Origin of the sequence: Nioella aestuarii (assembly GCF_050896395.1) — a bacterium.
Lineage (GTDB): Bacteria > Pseudomonadota > Alphaproteobacteria > Rhodobacterales > Rhodobacteraceae > Nioella > Nioella aestuarii.
Map to the genome: position 1 here is coordinate 30,311 of NZ_JBPBBA010000034.1, position 16,549 is coordinate 46,859.

The window sequence follows — 16,549 nt, forward strand, 5'->3', positions numbered from 1 at the left end:
CTGAAAATAGAAAACGCCGCCCCTCCTCGGGGGAAGGGCGGCGCCCGAGTAGACGACGCATCTGAGTGCGCCGTGGGGAGAGATTACTCGCCCGGGCGCGGAATACCCAGCTCTGCCGGGTCGTTCTGCGACAGGCCCGCGTCATGCAGCAGCCACGCGGTGGTCGACTGCCACGCGGCGAGGAAGTCTTCGGCCTCTTGGCCCGACATGTTCATGATAGTGAAGCCACGGCTGTCCATCAGGCTAAGGAAGTCTTCGTTCTCCACGGCACCGCCATAGGCAGCGGTCAGGGCCTCAACGGCTTCATCCGGGGTGCCTTCGCGCACGAACACACCAAAAAACGGTCCCCAGGGCAGGTATGTGGAGTAGCCCTCGTTCAACGCGGGCGCGATCGGGGTGTCAGGCAGGAAGCGGTTCGGTTCGGTGTCGAACATGGCCAGCGGCACCAGGTTGCCCGCGCGGATCGGCTCGATCGCGGCACCCAGAACTGCGGGCATCACGTCAATCGCGCCACCTTGCAGCGCGGTCAGCGCCGGGCCATCGCCATCGTAGGGCACGAAGGTCACGTCGAGGTCGCCTTCAACGGTCTGCATCATCGCGGTGACCACGGACGGCAGGCCGCCCGGACCGGTCGAGCCGAAGCGCACTTCGCCCGGGTTTTCGGCGATATAGGCCATCATGCCGGCATAGTCTGAGAAGGGGGCGTCGGGGCGGGTCACAAGCATGGGCGTGCCGCGGGCCAAGAGGTTGATCGGAATGAATTCGCCGTAGTCACGTTCGCCCAGGCCCATGACGCGATAGAGCATCGGGTTCTCAGCGCCCATCAGCAGGGTGTAACCGTCGGCATCCTGATCGGCGACATAGTTCAGCGCGATGGCACCCACTGCGCCGGTCATGTTCTGCATCACGACGGTACCACCAAGAATTTCTTCCGCATGGGGCGTAATCGAACGCATCACGGTATCGGTAGAGCCGCCGGCCCCCCACTGGATGATGCCCTGGATTTCCTGGGCCGGATAGTCCTGCGCGGCGGCAACGCCAGCACCGAGAACAAGCGCCGACGTGGCGCTGAGAATGATGTGCTTCATGATGGTCCTCCCATTTAATCGGCCTCTCCTTGCCGGAACACGCTTTTAAGTTTCACAAGGGTTTTTGCTAACCTCAAGTATTATTATCGCACTGACATTAACATCATGTTATTTCTTGTGTTGCATGATCTGCGCAATGGGCCCATCCACGGCCGCCGATAGTTCCCGGCGAAACTGGGCAATCGCGTACTCTGCAAAACTAGACAGCCCCCGCCCCTTCTTGGTTGTGGCATAGATCGAGATCGCCCCGGCCTCTTTTAGCGGGCGGCGCTGGAAACCGGGCAGGACCTTTTCGGAAACCGAGAACGCGTCGATCACCGCCACTCCGAGCCCGTGCCGCACGAGGCTGACCACGGTTTGCGAGAAGCGGCCCCGCATGGAATGGCGCAGCGGTACACCGGCGTTTTCAAAGACCTTTGAAATATGGCGACCGTAGGGGTCATTTGGATCTACGCCTATCAAAGGTTGGTCGACAAGGTCATGCACGGAAATAACATCCTTCTCCCCGAGGGGATGATCCTCGGGCAGGATTACTACGAAATCGGCCTCAGCAATCTTTTCGGTTTCAATCCCTGGATTTTCGATGGCGGAGGACATGATGACGAACTCTCCCCGCTCCAATAGCAGGTAGTCGAGCGTTTCCTCGATCTTCAGGATATTGAGATCGATGAACAAGTCAGGGAAATGACGCCGTACGCGCCCGATAGCGCGGGCAGCTACGAACTGTGCGACCGATGGGGCTGATGCGAAGGCAAGTTGCACATCCTCCCCCTTCTGCAAAGATCCAAGGGCGGTTTGCAGGTTCTCGACCCCTTTGTAGACCTCCCGGATCTGGTCGAAGACCTTGTCGGCCTCGACCGAGGGCACGAATAGTCCTGCCCGCCGATCAAAGAGCCGGACACCGAGCGATTCCTCGGTGTGCTTGATCAACCGGCTGATACCGGGGGCGGAAACACCCAAGTGCTCCGCCGCGCCCGAGATCGTGCCGCGCAGCATGACCGCCCGGATCACCTCGATCTGTCGAAGCGTGATTTCCCGCATAACCCCCTCCCATGTGTGATCATAATTAACATTACGTTATGCAAACGAAAGTGTAGGCATTTGACGTTATGTACAAGCTGCTGAATTCTCCGCATAGCGAGAGCCAATGCAGGGGTTGGGTGTGGGAGCAAGGCACCAGACGAACAGTGATGCCGAATTTGATCTTGCCGTTGTCGGGTCCGGCGCGGGCGGCCTGTCCGCCGCCGTGACTGCGGCGGCCCACGGTCTCAAGGTTGTGCTTCTTGAAAAAGCCGAGACTGTTGGCGGCACCACCGCCTGGTCAGGCGGTTGGATCTGGTGTCCCGGAAACCCGGTTGCCGTGCGGGCGGGGATTGTCGAGGACAAGGCCCTGCCGCGTGCCTATCTGCAAGCGGTGACAGGCAATCACTTCAACCCTGAACGTGTTGATGCTTTTCTTTCAGCTGCGCCCGAGATGGTAGCTTTCTTCGAAAGCCGAACGACGTTGCAGTTCGAGGGCGGCTTGACCATTCCGGACACATACGGCCAGCATCCCGGCGCAGGCAGCGGGGGGCGGTCCGTTATTGCCTCAGCCTACGACGCCCGCGGCCTTGGTGAGGCGCTGACGTTGTTACGCTTGCCCGCGCCGGAGACCACGTTTCATGGAATGACCATCCAGGCCGGTCCTGATCTGCGCGCCTTCATGACCATGAACCGGTCAGCCGAATCGTTCGCCTATGCCGGTCGTCGGGTTCTACGTCACCTTCGCGATATGGCTTTGCATGGCCGGGGGATGGAGTTGCGCAACGGCAATGCGCTGGTCGCACGGCTGCTGCGCTCAGCGCTAGATCATGGAGTTGATGTCCGTGTGAACAATGCTGTGGTTGGGTTGTTATCCGAAGATGACCGGGTGACAGGCGTAGCTCTGCAAAACGGGAGCAACTTGCGTACGAGCCGCGGCGTAGTGCTCGCCAGCGGTGGCTTCCCCCATGACACGGCACGCCGAGCTGACAGCTTTCCGCGTGATAGCGAACACCTAGCTCTCGCTGTACCAGAGGCCGCGGGTGATGGTTTGCGGCTCGGGCAATCCGTCAGGGCTCATGTCGCCGGTACCGAAGCGCGCCCCGCCGCCTTTTGCCCTGTGTCACGTGTGCCTTGGCCCGACGGAACTGAGGGGCGTTTCCCTCACATTATCGACCGGGGAAAGCCCGGTGTGATCGGGGTGCTCGAAAATGGCGAGCGCTTCTGCAACGAGGGGCTTGGATATCACGACTACGTAGAGGCAATGCTAACCGCTGTCCCCGATGACAGGCCCGCGCGGTCTTGGTTGGTGTGTGATCACCGTTTCCTACGTCGCTTCGGCCTTGGAATCGTGCGGCCCGCGCCGGTTCCGTTCCGCAGCTGGATTCGCTCCGGCTATCTCAAGACCGGCGCGACACCTTCGGAACTGGCGCAAGCCTGTGGCATTAACCCTGAAGGATTAAGTGCAACGCTGAAAGACTGGAACGCAGGCGCCGAGCGCGGCGACGATCCAGCCTTTGGGCGCGGAACCACGCCCTACATGCGTCTACAAGGCGACCCGGAACAGCGCCCGAATCCCTGTGTCGCCCCAATCCACCATGCCCCGTTCTACGCGGTCGAGGTTGTCCCCGGCAGTTTCGGTACGTTTTCAGGTCTTGCGGCAGACGGCCATGCCCGCGTTCTGCGCGAGGACGGCTCTGCGGTACCCGGGCTATACGCAGCGGGCACCGACGCGGCCAGCCCGTTTGGCGGTTTCTACCCGGGCGGCGGCATCAACCTCGGTCCCGCGATGACCTTCGGATTTATCGCGGGGCGCCATGCAGCGGGGGGAGTAACATGAGCCGACTTCTTTCGGTTGCGCACTTGACGGCGATCACCCTTGACCCGCCAGCCTTCATCGAAGCTGCTGCACGCGTGGGGTTCGATGGCGTTGGATTACGTTTAATTCGCGTCACGCCTGACGGCCCAGGATATCCGCTGATGGATGATCCAGTTATGATGCGGGCCACCAAAGCTGCGCTTGCATCTACTGGTACTCGCGTCTGGGATATCGAGTTTGTCAGGATCATGCCCGAAACACGTCCGCGTGATCTCTGTCAGTTTCTTGATGCGGGGGCTGAGCTTGGCGCTCAGCATGTCATCACGGCTCCCTACGACCCCAATCTAGGGCGTTTGGCCAGCACCCTTGCTGAGATTGATGAACTCGCGCGCGAACGAGGCCTCGGAACCGTTCTGGAGTTCTTTCCATGGACCGTTGTTCCAGACTTAAAAAGCGCGCAAAAAGTTGTCGATGCCGCGGGCCCCACTGTTGGTATTTTGCCAGACGCACTCCATTTTGACCGTTCAGAGTCCTCATTCGATGATCTTCGTGCGCTCCCCCCGCATCGCATTCCATTTGCACATCTATGCGACGCTCCCGTCATGAAGACTTATAGCGAAGCAGAGCTGCTTCACGCCGCACGAGATGAGCGTTTGGCACCGGGCGAGGGGGAGATAGAACTCTCCGTCTACCTTGACGCTCTCCCATCCAACACGCCCCTTTCGGTTGAGGTCCCCATGACATCGCTCCTGAAAACGGCAGGAGCGGACACAGTCCTTGCGCGAGTGTTTGAAGCAAGCTCGGCAATATTGCAGCGCCAGATGACAGAGTGAACTAACGACGGATAAGAGGACTCTGAACCATGCTGAATGACTCGTCTCCAATATCCTGAAATCTGTAATCCTCAACTTTGCCGGGCGCTGCCCGCCCTCGCCTTGGAGAATGCAACCGGGAAGAGTCTGAGAAATATTTCCTAGGGTCAGGACCCATTGATTTCCGAATGTGGGCATGAGTCACCGCCGGAAAACAAGCGGAGACATATCCCTGCCCAGAAGCAGCGCACCAATACCGTTATCCGACAAACGCCGGTACATACGCCGCAACCGCATCGTGATCATGTTCGGCGGGTTGAAGGACGCAACCAGATAAGACCGATGCTGAAAGGTCTTTGTGTCAGCCATCGCCCTCGCGCAGGTCGTCTTGTTCTAGCTTCGAAACAAGATCGAGTCCTGACCCAAAACAGCCGGGATTTCTGATGTCGGCGGTCTTGTGGGGGCTGGTGCGGTCCCGTGGCCAAGGAAGGGGCACATAGGATGCCGAAGAACCTTTCAACACATCAGTATCTACAAAGCGCATGTTGTGCAGAAAGGCCATGATGACGCCCAATCCGCGCTAGGCACCTTACGCAACGGGGCGGCTCTGGCAGTTGATCAGGCAGCCTGACGCAAACGAGGGTTGCGGCTTGTACAGGGCGCGATCCGTACGTTCATTGCGCGGCATTTTTTCCGGCTATTGGTCCGAAAACGCCCTGATGATTTGCAGAAACTCATCTGCTTTCAGCGACGCCCCGCCGACCAAGGCGCCATCGACATCTGACAGGGCAGATATTTCAGCCGCATTGCCAGGCTTGACCGAGCCCCCGTAGAGCAACCGCATTTCCTGGCCCTCGTTGCCGAACCGCTCTGATAGCGTCCTGCGCAGGAATCCGTGCACCTCGGCAATTTGCTCAAGCGTTGGTGTGCGGCCGGTTCCGATGGCCCAGACCGGTTCATAGGCGATGACCGTGTGCGCCGCGAGGCAACCATCGGGCAGTGATCCAGACAGTTGCGCGCCGATCACGTCCAGCGTGCGCTGTTCATCGCGCTCTGCTTCGGTTTCTCCCACACAGACGATCACGGTCAGTCCCCGATCCAAGGCGGTCTGTGCCTTGGTGCGAACCAGCGCGTCGGTTTCACCATGATCTGCGCGGCGCTCTGAATGGCCTAGGATGACATGGCTTGCTCCGGCATCGGCCAGCATCGCTGCCGACAGATCGCCCGTATGCGCCCCGGATAGTGCCGCGTGGCAGTCTTGCGCGCCGATCAGCAATTCAGAGCCGATGGCCATATCGTGCATCCTGGCAATCAGGGTTGCAGGTGGGCAGACCAGCACCTCACAATCGGCCGCGTCCATGCCGTCCTTCAGCCGCTCGATCTCAACCAGATCGCCGCTGAGGCCATTCATTTTCCAGTTGCCGGCAACAAGCTTCGTATGCATCGGGTTTTGCCTCACCAGCAGCAGAAGCCGCCATCGACCAGAAGATCGACGCCGGTGCAGTAAGAGGCTGCGTCAGACAGCAGGAAGACCGCGGGCCCGACCATTTCGTCAACGCTGGCCATGCGCTGCATTGGGGTCTGGCTTTCGAACTCTTTGGTCTGATGGACCATCTCAGGGCGGGTGTTCATCGGCGTGGCGGTGTAGCCGGGGCTGATGGAATTGACGCGGATGCCGCGGTCCACCCATTCCATGGCCATGGATTTCGACATGTGGATGACACCCGCCTTGGACGCGTTGTAATGCACCTGTGTGAGGCCCCGGTTGACGATCACTCCAGACATCGACGCGATGTTGACGATCGATCCGCCTTGCCCATGGGCCAGCATGGCGCGGGCTTCGGCCTGACAGGACAGCCAGACGCCCTTCATGTTGATGTCCATGAGGGTCTGGTACTGATCTTCTCCCATTTCCTCACAGGGTTTGGCATTCGCGATACCGGCAGCGTTCAGGGCAAGGCGAAGGGGGCCAAGATCGGCCTCGGTCTGGCGGACGGCCTCTGCCAGCGCTTCGCCCGATGTCACATCGGCGGAAATCTGAACCGATTTACGTCCCGCTTGGGCGACGAAATCGGCCGTTTCCGCAAGCCCGTCATCTGTGCGCCGGTCCAGCAGGGCTACGTCGGCCCCGCATTGCGCCAACCCCATGGCGATGCGCTGGCCGATGCCGCTGCCCGCCCCGGTGACAAGGGCGACACGACCCGTCAGGTCGAACATCGCCGGTGCGTTTAGGGTGATACCAGCCATTTGGTCCTCCGACTTTTTCTGTTTTAGTCCGCGCGGCTTAGCACGTCAGGACATGATCAGGCCGCCATCAACATTGATGGTCTGGCCGGTGATGTAACTTGCATCTTCGCTGGCGAGAAAGGCAACAAGGCCGGCAACGTCAGCGGGCTGTCCTGCGCGCTTCATGGGGATCTTGTTCTCGACCCAGTCCTTCATCAGTTCGCCCGGCGCGTAGTTGCCTAGCATATCGCCCCAGATCTTATCGTTGTAGTCCCACATCTCGCTGTAGATTATGCCGGGGCAGATTGCATTGATGGTGATCCCATCAAGTGCGACCTCCTTGGCGAGGCTCTGGGTGATGCCCACGACCCCCATCTTCGAAGCTGCGTAGTGGGGCGTATAGATGAACCCGTCGCGCGCCTGGCCAGATGCCGTGTTGATCAACCGCCCACCCCTGCCAGAGGCGCGCATGCGCTTGATCGCTTCCTGGCAGCACAGGAAAACGCCCTTCGTATTGACCGCCATGGTCGCGTCCCATTCGCCCTCGGTCAGATCTTCGACCTTGGCGATGGTGATGATGCCCGCATTCTGGATCGAGACATCGACAGAACCGAACTCTTCCTCCGCCCGGTCATAGAGTGCAGTGACAGCGCCGCGATCTGTCACGTCGCAGATAACACCGGACGCCCGGGCACCGGAGTCGCGCAGCTTCGCGGCGGCCTCTTCGACCTGCGGTTCGATCGAGGCGATGACCACGCTGGCACCTTCAGCTGCGAACCGCTCTGCAATTCCGAAGCCGATACCCTTGTTGCCGCCGGTCACAACGACAGTCTGACCTTTGAAACGTTGCATACGTTTGTCCTTTTTCTTAGGCCGTCGCGAGTTCCATGACCGAAACGTCATTGGCCTCTGAATGATCTAGGATACCCGTCTGCCGCCCCGCCGCCATGACAAGGATGCGGTTCGACACGCCGAGAACCTCTTCGAGGTCGGAACTGACGATAATCACGGCCACGCCTTCGGCGGCCAGCCCATGGATGATCTCGTAAATCGACGATCTCGCACCGACGTCAATGCCGCGGGTCGGCTCATCCAGCAGCACCACGCGTGGATTGCGGGCTAGCCACTTGGCAATCACCACCTTCTGCTGGTTGCCACCCGACATCTCGGAAGCCTTCTGCCGGCCCTGTCCCTTGACGCCGAAGCGCGCGATATTCTCATCCGCAAAGCTGCGGAGACGGCGGCCACTGATCCAGCCAGATTTGCCCACGGATTCGAAATTCGAATAGGCGATATTTTCACGGATCGCGTGATCCAGCACGACCCCCTGCAGCTTGCGGTCTTCCGGGACCAGGACGATGCCGTTTTGGATCGCGTCCCTGGGTGACGACGGCGTGATATCCTCGCCGTTCAGCGTCACGGTGCCTTCGGAAATCGGGTCGGCCCCCGCGATAGCGCGCACCAGTTCTGTGCGACCTGCGCCAACAAGACCGGCGATGCCAAAGATTTCGCCTCTTCGGACGGAAAAGTTGACATCTCTAAAATGCCCGGCGGGCGATGCCAGCCCCTTGACCTCTAGCAGAGTGTCCTCGGTCGGCGTGGCCAATGGTGGGAACATCTGTTCCATGCTGCGACCAACCATTGCCTCGACGATGGTTCGAACCGGCAGGTCGGCGGTGTCGAATTCCTGCACCTTCGAGCCATCTCGCATGACCACGATCCGGTCGGCGATTTGTTTGATTTCTTCCAGCCGGTGGGAAATGTAGATGATCCCCACACCCTCTGCCTTCAGGCGCTCAATCTGCTTGAACAGGAGCTTGGTTTCCTCGCCCCCAAGCGCCGCCGTCGGCTCGTCCAGGATCAGAAGCCGCGCATTGAGCGTCAACGCCTTGGCAATCTCGATCAACTGTTGGTTGGCCGTGGATAGCCCCTGGACGAGGCGACGTGGCGAGATGTCGAGGCCGAGCCGCTCGAGCCCATGATGGGCCCGGCTCTCCATCTCGCGGCGGTCTACTCGACCGCCTTTCATCGGGTAGCGCCCGACGAAGATATTCTCTGCAATGGATAGGTGCGGTAGCAGCATCAGCTCCTGGTGGATCATTCCCACCCCGGAATCGAGCGCTTCTCGCGGATTGGCGGGCGCGTAGCTCGCGCCCTGCCAAGTCATTTCTCCGGACGAAGGGAGAACCGTCCCAGAAATGATGTTTGATACGGTCGATTTGCCGGCCCCGTTTTCACCAAGCAGCGCCACGACCTCACCAGCATGAATATCCAGATCAATGCCGTGCAGAACTTCGATGGGTCCATAGGACTTGTGGATGTTCCGCAGGGATAGGATCGGGGTCTTGCCGGAATTGGTCATGGCGTTGCCTCTGTGTTCACGGGTGTCGGGTTTCGCCGATTACGGGTGGTTGGCCACGAACTCGGGTGCGTTCTCACAGGTCGTCAGAACGGCGTTCGGGATCTGGCGCTCCGGCACTTCTTGGCCCGCAGCAACAGCCAGTGCGCTGTCAACGGCAAGACGGCCCATCAGCTGCGTGGACTGGGTGGCGGTCACAACGAAGGGACCTTCGCAGGCAGCCAGGTATTCCAGCGCTGCAACGTCGCCGTCATAACCACCGATGATCACCTGGTCCTGAAGACCGGCCACTTCAACCGCCTGAGCAGCACCCATGGCAAGACCGTCGGCCTGACCGAAGATCATACGCAGGTTGGGGTTCGCCTGCAGGATGTCCTGCGCGATGGAGAAGCCTTCATCCGGCGACCACATCTGGCTCCACTGCTGCGCGACCAGTTCCACGCCCGGGTTTTCCTCGATTGCGCGCGAGCAGCCTGCATAACGGTCGACCTCGGGGGTGGTGCCGCGCTGACCGTGAATGATCGCGATCTGGCCTTCACCACCAGCCAGCTGGATGATGTGGTTACACACCTGGTAGGCAGACTCGACGCTTTCACCTGCGATGAAGGTGTCGCCGGGTGCGCCATCTGGCACGCGGTCCACGTTGATGACCGGGATGCCTTCGGCGCGGGCCAGGCGGGTCGGAACGGCGGCCGCGGCGGCACCAGCGGGGATGTAGATGAAGGCGTCGATGCCCTGGGTCATAAGGTCCTGAACCTGGCTGACCTGGGTCGCGGTGTCGTTGCCGGCATCGACGGTGATCACTTCGATACCCAGTTCGGCGCCGTAGCTTTCAACGCCGAGGCGGATCTGGTTGAAGAAGTCGGCTTGCAGGTTCGGAACCGCCAGGCCGATACGCTCGACTTCCTGTGCGGCGGCGGGGCTTGCGATCGCCGCGGCAAGTGCGACGGCCGAAAGGGCCTTCATTGTGGGTTTCATTGGTTTCTCCTCCGTGTGGTGGGTCTTGCTGTCTTGGACCCTGTTGCGGCCCGGATCGGGCCAGGTTTTCGGGGGACCGGGTCAATACCCGGATCCCCAGATCTCATTTTCCGCGTTGTTTGATGGTCTCGGCGGCGACGGCCAGCACCACGACGGTGCCGATGATCACAGCCTGCAGGAATGGCGAGACGCCAAGCAGGTTCAGACCATTTCGCAGTACCCCGATAATCAGAACGCCGATAATCGTGCCGACAACGCCGCCTGTGCCGCCGGACAGGCTTGTGCCCCCGATCACAACCGCTGCGATGGCATCGAGTTCATAGGCCACGCCCGAGCTTGGCTGAACCGAGTCGAGCCGCGCCGCCAAAAGGATGCCGCCAAGACCGGAAAGAACGGCTGACGTCACATAAACCAGTACGGTCGTGCGGCCGACGTTGATACCTGCAAGCCGTGCCACTTCGGGATTGCCGCCGATGGCATAGAGCGCGCGACCGCCTTCACGATACCTTAGGAACAGGATGGCCACGGCAAAGACGATCAGCATCACGGCCACGGTCATGGTCAGGAAGCCGAAATTACGGATGATGGCGCCCATGTTGAACCAGGGCGGGAAGCCGATGATCTGCGACCCGTTGGTGATCATGTTGGCAAGACCCCGCGCGATCGACATCATTGCCAGTGTCGCGATAAAGGCGGGCACTCTGAAGGCGGTATTGAGGATGCCAGAGACCAGACCGCTCAGCGCTGAGGCAATGAGTGCGCCCGTGATAGCCACGCTCATCGGCAGGCCAACCTGAACGTTGAGATAGCCCAGAACCATCATCGACAGCGCCAGAACCGAGCCGACCGAGAGGTCGATACCACCGATCAGAATGACGAATGTCATGCCAACGGCCATGATCCCCAGCACGGTGATCTGGTCGAGAATGTTTAGGAAGTTGCGGAACGACAGGAACGAGTCGGTCGCAATTGAAAGGAAAGCGCAGAGAATCAGAAGCCCGATAAGTGGCCCTGTCGCGCCGCCAAGCGAGAAGACCTCGCGCAGCGGCATCTTCTCTTTGCCCGAAGAGTTCACCATGCTCATTGCCTCCTCCCTGTTCGCATAATTATGCAGGCTTGATGAAACATGCTTAGCCAACAGCCGTGAGTCTGTCAAGAGAGGCCGCTGATCAACAGCACCTATTTCGCCGCAATGTCTGTTTGAACTATAGAAATAGGCTCCTGACTGCATCGCCGAGGAAGCGTCTTGACAGATTGCAGGTGAGAATGTTTACTGTATATCGAATAAATATTCAGAGGCTCTCATGGAAACTCACGACCTTCGCGCCATCGCCAACAAGATTCGCCGCCGGGATCTGCGCGCCGTTTTCGAAGCGGGTGCTGGCCATATCGGAGGCGAGATGTCCGTCACCGATCTCCTGACCGCGCTCTACTTCCATATCATGTCTGTTGATCCCAAGTCCCCGCGCGATCCTGACCGTGATCGTCTGGTGTTGAGCAAGGGTCACACCGCGCTGGCGCTCTATATCACGCTTGCCGAAAAGGGGTTCATTCCCCCCGAAGAGATCTCGACTTTCCTCAAGCCCCACTCGCGCCTGAACGGCCACCCGAATCGCACCAAGGTGCCGGGGGTGGAAACCAATACGGGTCCGCTTGGTCATGGGCTGCCCGTGGGTGTTGGGATGGCCAAGGCCGCGAAGCTGGATGGAGCCAGCTGGCGCACCTTCGTCATCACTGGCGATGGAGAAATGCAGGAAGGATCGAACTGGGAGGCGATCATGTCTGCCGCGCAGTTCGGCTTGGACAACCTGACGCTCATCATCGACCACAACCGCCTGCAACAAGGCGCACGGCTGGCCGATACCATAAACCTGGCCCCTCTGGCCCCAAAGCTCGCCGCCTTCGGATGGGCGGTAGAAGAGATCGACGGCCACGATATGGAGCAGATCTGCACCGCCCTGTCGCCCGATACGATCACCCCCGGCAAGCCGAAATGCATCGTTGCCCATACCAACAAGGGGCAAGGTATTTCTTTCATGTCCGACAATGTTGCCTGGCATCACAAGGTGCCGACCGAAGAACAATACAAGCAGGCCATGACCGAGCTTGAGGAGGCTGCAAAATGAATGCCCCGTTTGAAACCGCGAAACTGCACGATTGCCGCGATGCCTTCGTCGGTATGCTCGAGGCGCTCGGCGCCGAAAACACCGACATCGTCGCAGTGTGCAACGATTCTGTTGGGTCTTCGAAGCTTGGCGGGTTCCGGGAAAAGTTTCCCGACCGGCTGGTCAACGTGGGCATTGCCGAACAGAACATGGTTGGTGTCGGCGCGGGGCTTGCCAATGGCGGGAAGATCCCGTTTGTCTGCGCCGCCTCTCCCTTCCTGACTGGCCGCGCCCTTGAACAGATCAAGGCCGACGTTGCCTATTCCGAAACCAACGTAAAGCTCGTTGGAATCAGCTCCGGCATGGCATATGGCGAGCTTGGGGCAACGCACCACTCGATCGAGGATTTCGCCTGGATCCGCGCGCTGCCCAATGTGCCGGTGATTGCGCCCGCAGACCGGATCGAAACGGCTGCAGCAGTTAAGTGGGCGGCAGAATATGAAGGCGGTTGTTTCCTGCGGCTCAGCCGCGTGGGTGTGCCCGACCTTTTGCCCGAAGATCATGTGTTTGAACCCGGCAAGGCCAACCGCCTGCGCGATGGCAGCGACCTGACGATCATCGCCAACGGTGTGCTGACCCATCGTGCCGTCGCAGCGGCAGCCATTCTGGACACGCAAGGCGTGTCTGCGCGCGTTCTGAACATGGCCACTGTCCGTCCAATCGACGCTGACGCCATCCTTGAGGCGGCACAGGACACAGGCGCGATCCTGACCTGCGAAGAACACACTGTTTTTGGTGGCCTGGGAAGTGCCGTGGCCGAGGTGGTGGTCGACCATCACCCCGTGCCGATGACGCGGCTTGGCGTTCCGGGTATCTTCGCCCCTACGGGCTCTGCCAATTTCCTGCTGGACGAGTTCGGTATGTCGCCCGAAGGCATCGCGAAAAGCGCCGCGGCGTTGATCAAACGGAAAGGGTAATCGATGGTGCAGCGGGCCGTTCTAGCGATCGACGAGGGCACAACCAATTCCAAGGCGGTACTTGTTGCGGAAGACGGTGAAATCCTTGCAACCGGATCGGCTCCTGTGCCCATTTCCCACCCAGCCTCGGGCTGGGTGCAGCAAGATGCGGGAGAGATCTGGCAGGCAACCAAAACAGCCATGGCCGCGTGCCTGGCGGCCGCCCCAGGGGTGGACGTTGTGGCGCTTGGCATTTCGAACCAGCGGGAATCGATCCTGATCTGGGATCGCAAAACCGGCGCACCGCTTGGTCCGGTCATCACTTGGCAATGCCGCCGGACCGCTGATACCTGCGCGGCCCTGCGGGCGGCGGGACATGAGGCAGAGGTGATTGCGCGCACCGGCCTGCCGCTCGACCCGCTCTTCCCACCAACGAAGGCGGCGTGGCTGCTGGAGCATCATGGCACGGGTGCGGATATCTGTATCGGCACGGTGGACAGCTGGCTGATCTGGTGTCTATCGGGTGGTACGGTTCATGCGACCGACCGGTCAAACGCGGCGCGCACGCAGCTTTTCAACCTCGCGCAGGGCCAGTGGGACGATGATCTGTGCCGGCTCTTCGGTATTGATCCCGCGATGCTGCCAGAGGTGCATGACTCCGCCCGTGTCTTCGCAACGACGAAGGGCATTCCTGGCCTGCCGGACGGCCTTCCAGTGGCTTCGGCAATTGGTGATTCTCATGCGGCGTTGTTCGGGCATGGGGCCTTTGGGGCTGGTGACGGGAAGGTGACATTCGGCACAGGGTCTTCCGTCATGACGACGATCCCGGGCTTTATCGTTCCGCCAACTGGCATCACGACCACCATCGCCTGGTCCCTGAACGGACAATCGACCTACGCCTTTGAAGGAAACATTCTGGTCAGTGCCTCTATTCTGCCGTGGACCGCAGAAATGCTTGGGCTGGATGGCGTTGATGCGTTGTTGGATCTCGCGCAGACCGTTGGCGACACTGGGGGGGTGTCATTGGTCCCTGCTCATGTGGGCCTTGGCGCTCCGCATTGGAATGCCGACGCGCGCGGGTTGGTTTGCGGCCTGTCATTCGGCACGAAACCCGCCCATATCGCCCGTGCGGCGGCCGAGAGCATCGCGTTTCAGGTCTTTGATGTTTTTGCGATCATGACTCAAGCGGCTGGCGGCATTGGACGGCTGTTCGTTGATGGCGGACCAAGCCGAAATCCCTATCTCATGCAGATGGTTGCCGACGCGCTGGATCACCCCGTGACGCCCTGCCGAAACTCTGAGGCGTCGGCCATAGGCGCGGCCCATCTGGCAGGTTTGGCAACCGGCTTGTGGCCTGATCTGGAGTCCATTTCCAAGCTGGCCAACCATGCGGACACGTTGGCTCCGCAACAGGAGACCCAGGCGCGAGAACGTGACTTGGACGCGTGGCGCAAAGCCGTTGCCCGCACTTTGCTGAGCGTGTAATGAATATCTATTCACTGCCTCATACACTGGATGGCCCGTAACACACATGTCCCGCCTGAACGAGCTTCGCATGATCTCCCGCGTGGCGCAGATGTATCACGTCGAACGCCAAAGACAGGCCGACATAGCGAAGCATCTGCGGATTTCACAGGCCAGCGTCTCTCGAATGCTGAAGAAGGCGCAGGAAGAAGAAATCGTGCGCACCACTGTGGTCGCCCCCTCGGGCACTTATGCAGAACTTGAAGCAGGCCTTCGCGCGCGCTTCGGACTGTCGGAGGCCATCGTGGCGGAGTGTTCCGAGGACCGCCCCGGCGCAGTCATGTCGCGCATCGGCGAAGCTGCGGCTCATTTCCTGGAGGCCACCTTGCAAACTGATGAAATCATCGGTGTGTCAAGCTGGTCCGAAACCATCCTGCGCATGGTCGACAACATCCACCCGATGAAATCGGGCAAAGCGAAATACGTCGTGCAAACGCTTGGCGGCATGGGCGACCCGACAGTGCAGACACATGCAAACCACCTGACGACACGACTGGCAAAGCTGACCGGGGCCGAACCGCATTTGCTGACCGCGCCGGGTGTCGCGCAATCGCGCGAGGCCAAGCTGGTTCTTCTTGGTGATACCTATGTGCGGTCAACGATGGACCTGTTCGGCCGGATCACCCTGGCCATCGTCGGCATCGGTGCAACGGAACCATCGTCCATGCTGTCGCGCAGCGGCAATGTGTTTTCCTCGCGTGAGCTGGCGGAGATCGAAGAAGCGGGCGGCGTCGGCGATATCAGCTTAAGGTTCTTCGACGAGAGCGGGCGTTTCGTGAAGACACCGTTAGACGACCGGGTCATCGGTATGACACTTGAGGAGCTGTCAACGGTAGGCCGCGTCATCGCCCTTGCCGGTGGAGACCGAAAGACCGACGCAATCAGAGGTGCGCTGCGCACCGGTGTTATCGACATCCTCGTGACCGACAAGTTCACAGCTGAGAGACTTGTAAGCGAAGTGCGTTCGTAGTGCCCGTCGCTTTGCCGCGTTGAATGTCTAAGCCGGCAGATGACTGAACAGGGCAGCACCCTGTTTCCCTCATAGCCCCGCTTCTTACCCGAAACCGATCAGAATTGAGGTTGCGGAGAGGGCGACGCACCTGGTGCGGATCGCCTGTGCGCATTTCTTAGGCATGAAGCATGTCGTGGGAGATGCAACATATTAACAATGATCAACAAAATGTTGCTGAACTGTGGACAGAAACCAACGCAATGTTAACTATACTCATGGACTAAGAGGCACTTTGCGCCTTGCGGGTTTGAAGAGGACATTGAAGGGGGAAAGCCATGACGACCACTACGATCCAGGGTTTTGTTCTAAGCGGTGGGACGACATCGCCGGTTTATCAAGGCGCAGCAGAACTTGTCATCACGTCTTCGGAGGGGGCGACGATTTCCTACTCCGATATCCCCGGGGGTGGGAGTGTCATGAACTCTGTGTATCTGGCCCGGCCCATGCGGTTTCAGATACTCAAGCGTCGAAGCGCTCGCCGAACATTATGGCGAACTGATTGCGCGCTGCAAACCATTCCCTGACATTGCGGCCCTCCTTTTCGAATTTGCGGATGGCGAGGTAGATCAACTTGGTGTCCGTCGTCAGATAATTTGGGACATCAGAGCGGGTTTTGTTTTGGAGGCTCTGGCTCATCCTTGATTGAGTTT

The 16,549-nt window shown here is 59.9% G+C and carries 16 protein-coding genes and 1 pseudogene; 6 read left to right on the forward strand and 11 right to left on the reverse strand.

Translation table 11 applies throughout. The annotated features are described in order from the left end of the window. Positions 1–83: 83 nt before the first annotated feature. Positions 84–1,088 carry a Bug family tripartite tricarboxylate transporter substrate binding protein gene (locus ACROHD_RS16490; protein ID WP_432679439.1) on the reverse strand — a complete coding sequence of 335 codons (1,005 nt, stop codon included), beginning with the start codon at positions 1,086–1,088 and terminating at the stop codon, positions 84–86. A 108-nt stretch (positions 1,089–1,196) separates the two neighbouring features. After that, positions 1,197–2,129, reverse strand: coding sequence for a LysR family transcriptional regulator (locus ACROHD_RS16495; RefSeq protein ID WP_432679440.1), 933 nt, complete (start codon positions 2,127–2,129; stop codon positions 1,197–1,199). 121 nt (positions 2,130–2,250) lie between these two features. Here ACROHD_RS16495 and ACROHD_RS16500 point away from each other — a divergent pair, with 121 nt between their 5' ends. Next, entirely contained in the window at positions 2,251–3,948 is a 1,698-nt protein-coding gene (locus ACROHD_RS16500) for an FAD-dependent oxidoreductase (RefSeq protein ID WP_432679441.1), read from the forward strand. Then, positions 3,945–4,760, forward strand: coding sequence for a sugar phosphate isomerase/epimerase family protein (locus tag ACROHD_RS16505; RefSeq protein WP_432679443.1), 816 nt, complete (start codon positions 3,945–3,947; stop codon positions 4,758–4,760). Before ACROHD_RS16500 ends, ACROHD_RS16505 begins: the two co-directional genes overlap by 4 nt. Before the next feature lie 180 nt (positions 4,761–4,940). On the opposite strand, the gene ACROHD_RS16510 is transcribed toward ACROHD_RS16505, so the two are convergent. The 8 genes from ACROHD_RS16510 to ACROHD_RS16545 form a co-directional block, all read right to left on the reverse strand. Beyond that, entirely contained in the window at positions 4,941–5,108 is a 168-nt protein-coding gene (locus ACROHD_RS16510) for a hypothetical protein (protein WP_432679445.1), read from the reverse strand. Beyond that, on the reverse strand, positions 5,101–5,301 hold the full coding sequence (locus ACROHD_RS16515) for a hypothetical protein (protein ID WP_432679446.1): 201 nt from the start codon (positions 5,299–5,301) through the stop codon (positions 5,101–5,103). Before ACROHD_RS16515 ends, ACROHD_RS16510 begins: the two co-directional genes overlap by 8 nt. A gap of 135 nt (positions 5,302–5,436) precedes the next feature. After that, positions 5,437–6,183, reverse strand: a complete 747-nt coding sequence (tpiA, locus tag ACROHD_RS16520) for a triose-phosphate isomerase (protein WP_432679447.1) — start codon at positions 6,181–6,183, stop codon at positions 5,437–5,439. An 11-nt stretch (positions 6,184–6,194) separates the two neighbouring features. Then, entirely contained in the window at positions 6,195–6,986 is a 792-nt protein-coding gene (locus ACROHD_RS16525; RefSeq protein WP_432679449.1) for an SDR family oxidoreductase, read from the reverse strand. A gap of 45 nt (positions 6,987–7,031) precedes the next feature. Continuing rightward, a complete protein-coding gene (locus ACROHD_RS16530) occupies positions 7,032–7,817 on the reverse strand; it encodes an SDR family NAD(P)-dependent oxidoreductase (RefSeq protein ID WP_432679450.1) in 786 nt (261 codons plus the stop codon). 16 nt (positions 7,818–7,833) lie between these two features. After that, on the reverse strand, positions 7,834–9,327 hold the full coding sequence (locus ACROHD_RS16535; RefSeq protein WP_432679451.1) for a sugar ABC transporter ATP-binding protein: 1,494 nt from the start codon (positions 9,325–9,327) through the stop codon (positions 7,834–7,836). Positions 9,328–9,366: 39 nt separating this feature from the next. After that, on the reverse strand, positions 9,367–10,302 hold the full coding sequence (locus ACROHD_RS16540) for a substrate-binding domain-containing protein (RefSeq protein ID WP_432679452.1): 936 nt from the start codon (positions 10,300–10,302) through the stop codon (positions 9,367–9,369). 103 nt (positions 10,303–10,405) lie between these two features. After that, positions 10,406–11,386 carry an ABC transporter permease gene (locus ACROHD_RS16545; protein WP_432679453.1) on the reverse strand — a complete coding sequence of 327 codons (981 nt, stop codon included), beginning with the start codon at positions 11,384–11,386 and terminating at the stop codon, positions 10,406–10,408. 220 nt (positions 11,387–11,606) lie between these two features. Here ACROHD_RS16545 and ACROHD_RS16550 point away from each other — a divergent pair, with 220 nt between their 5' ends. The 4 genes from ACROHD_RS16550 to ACROHD_RS16565 are packed head-to-tail and all read left to right on the forward strand — an operon-like array spanning position 11,607 to position 15,857. Further along, positions 11,607–12,428, forward strand: a complete 822-nt coding sequence (locus tag ACROHD_RS16550; RefSeq protein ID WP_432679454.1) for a transketolase — start codon at positions 11,607–11,609, stop codon at positions 12,426–12,428. After that, positions 12,425–13,384 carry a transketolase family protein gene (locus ACROHD_RS16555; protein ID WP_432679455.1) on the forward strand — a complete coding sequence of 320 codons (960 nt, stop codon included), beginning with the start codon at positions 12,425–12,427 and terminating at the stop codon, positions 13,382–13,384. The genes ACROHD_RS16550 and ACROHD_RS16555 overlap by 4 nt, the downstream gene beginning before the upstream one ends. A gap of 3 nt (positions 13,385–13,387) precedes the next feature. After that, positions 13,388–14,848 (forward strand): FGGY family carbohydrate kinase, encoded by a 1,461-nt coding sequence (locus ACROHD_RS16560; protein WP_432679456.1) that lies wholly within the window; start codon positions 13,388–13,390, stop codon positions 14,846–14,848. 46 nt (positions 14,849–14,894) lie between these two features. Next, entirely contained in the window at positions 14,895–15,857 is a 963-nt protein-coding gene (locus ACROHD_RS16565; protein WP_432679457.1) for a sugar-binding transcriptional regulator, read from the forward strand. 501 nt (positions 15,858–16,358) lie between these two features. On the opposite strand, the pseudogene ACROHD_RS16570 reads toward ACROHD_RS16565, so the two are convergent. Beyond that, a pseudogene (locus ACROHD_RS16570) lies at positions 16,359–16,549 on the reverse strand (hypothetical protein); the annotation flags it as partial.

Excerpts from the sequence above, each read along its gene's own strand:
- ACROHD_RS16490 (WP_432679439.1), bottom strand. The coding sequence starts at position 1,088 with ATGAAGCACATCATTCTCAGCGCCACGTCGGCGCTTGTTCTCGGTGCT.
- ACROHD_RS16495 (WP_432679440.1), bottom strand. The coding sequence starts at position 2,129 with ATGCGGGAAATCACGCTTCGACAGATCGAGGTGATCCGGGCGGTCATG.
- ACROHD_RS16505 (WP_432679443.1), top strand. The coding sequence starts at position 3,945 with ATGAGCCGACTTCTTTCGGTTGCGCACTTGACGGCGATCACCCTTGAC.
- ACROHD_RS16510 (WP_432679445.1), bottom strand. The coding sequence starts at position 5,108 with ATGGCTGACACAAAGACCTTTCAGCATCGGTCTTATCTGGTTGCGTCC.
- ACROHD_RS16515 (WP_432679446.1), bottom strand. The coding sequence starts at position 5,301 with ATGGCCTTTCTGCACAACATGCGCTTTGTAGATACTGATGTGTTGAAA.
- tpiA (WP_432679447.1), bottom strand. The coding sequence starts at position 6,183 with ATGCATACGAAGCTTGTTGCCGGCAACTGGAAAATGAATGGCCTCAGC.
- ACROHD_RS16525 (WP_432679449.1), bottom strand. The coding sequence starts at position 6,986 with ATGGCTGGTATCACCCTAAACGCACCGGCGATGTTCGACCTGACGGGT.
- ACROHD_RS16530 (WP_432679450.1), bottom strand. The coding sequence starts at position 7,817 with ATGCAACGTTTCAAAGGTCAGACTGTCGTTGTGACCGGCGGCAACAAG.
- ACROHD_RS16535 (WP_432679451.1), bottom strand. The coding sequence starts at position 9,327 with ATGACCAATTCCGGCAAGACCCCGATCCTATCCCTGCGGAACATCCAC.
- ACROHD_RS16540 (WP_432679452.1), bottom strand. The coding sequence starts at position 10,302 with ATGAAACCCACAATGAAGGCCCTTTCGGCCGTCGCACTTGCCGCGGCG.
- ACROHD_RS16545 (WP_432679453.1), bottom strand. The coding sequence starts at position 11,386 with ATGAGCATGGTGAACTCTTCGGGCAAAGAGAAGATGCCGCTGCGCGAG.
- ACROHD_RS16550 (WP_432679454.1), top strand. The coding sequence starts at position 11,607 with ATGGAAACTCACGACCTTCGCGCCATCGCCAACAAGATTCGCCGCCGG.
- ACROHD_RS16555 (WP_432679455.1), top strand. The coding sequence starts at position 12,425 with ATGAATGCCCCGTTTGAAACCGCGAAACTGCACGATTGCCGCGATGCC.
- ACROHD_RS16560 (WP_432679456.1), top strand. The coding sequence starts at position 13,388 with ATGGTGCAGCGGGCCGTTCTAGCGATCGACGAGGGCACAACCAATTCC.
- ACROHD_RS16565 (WP_432679457.1), top strand. The coding sequence starts at position 14,895 with ATGTCCCGCCTGAACGAGCTTCGCATGATCTCCCGCGTGGCGCAGATG.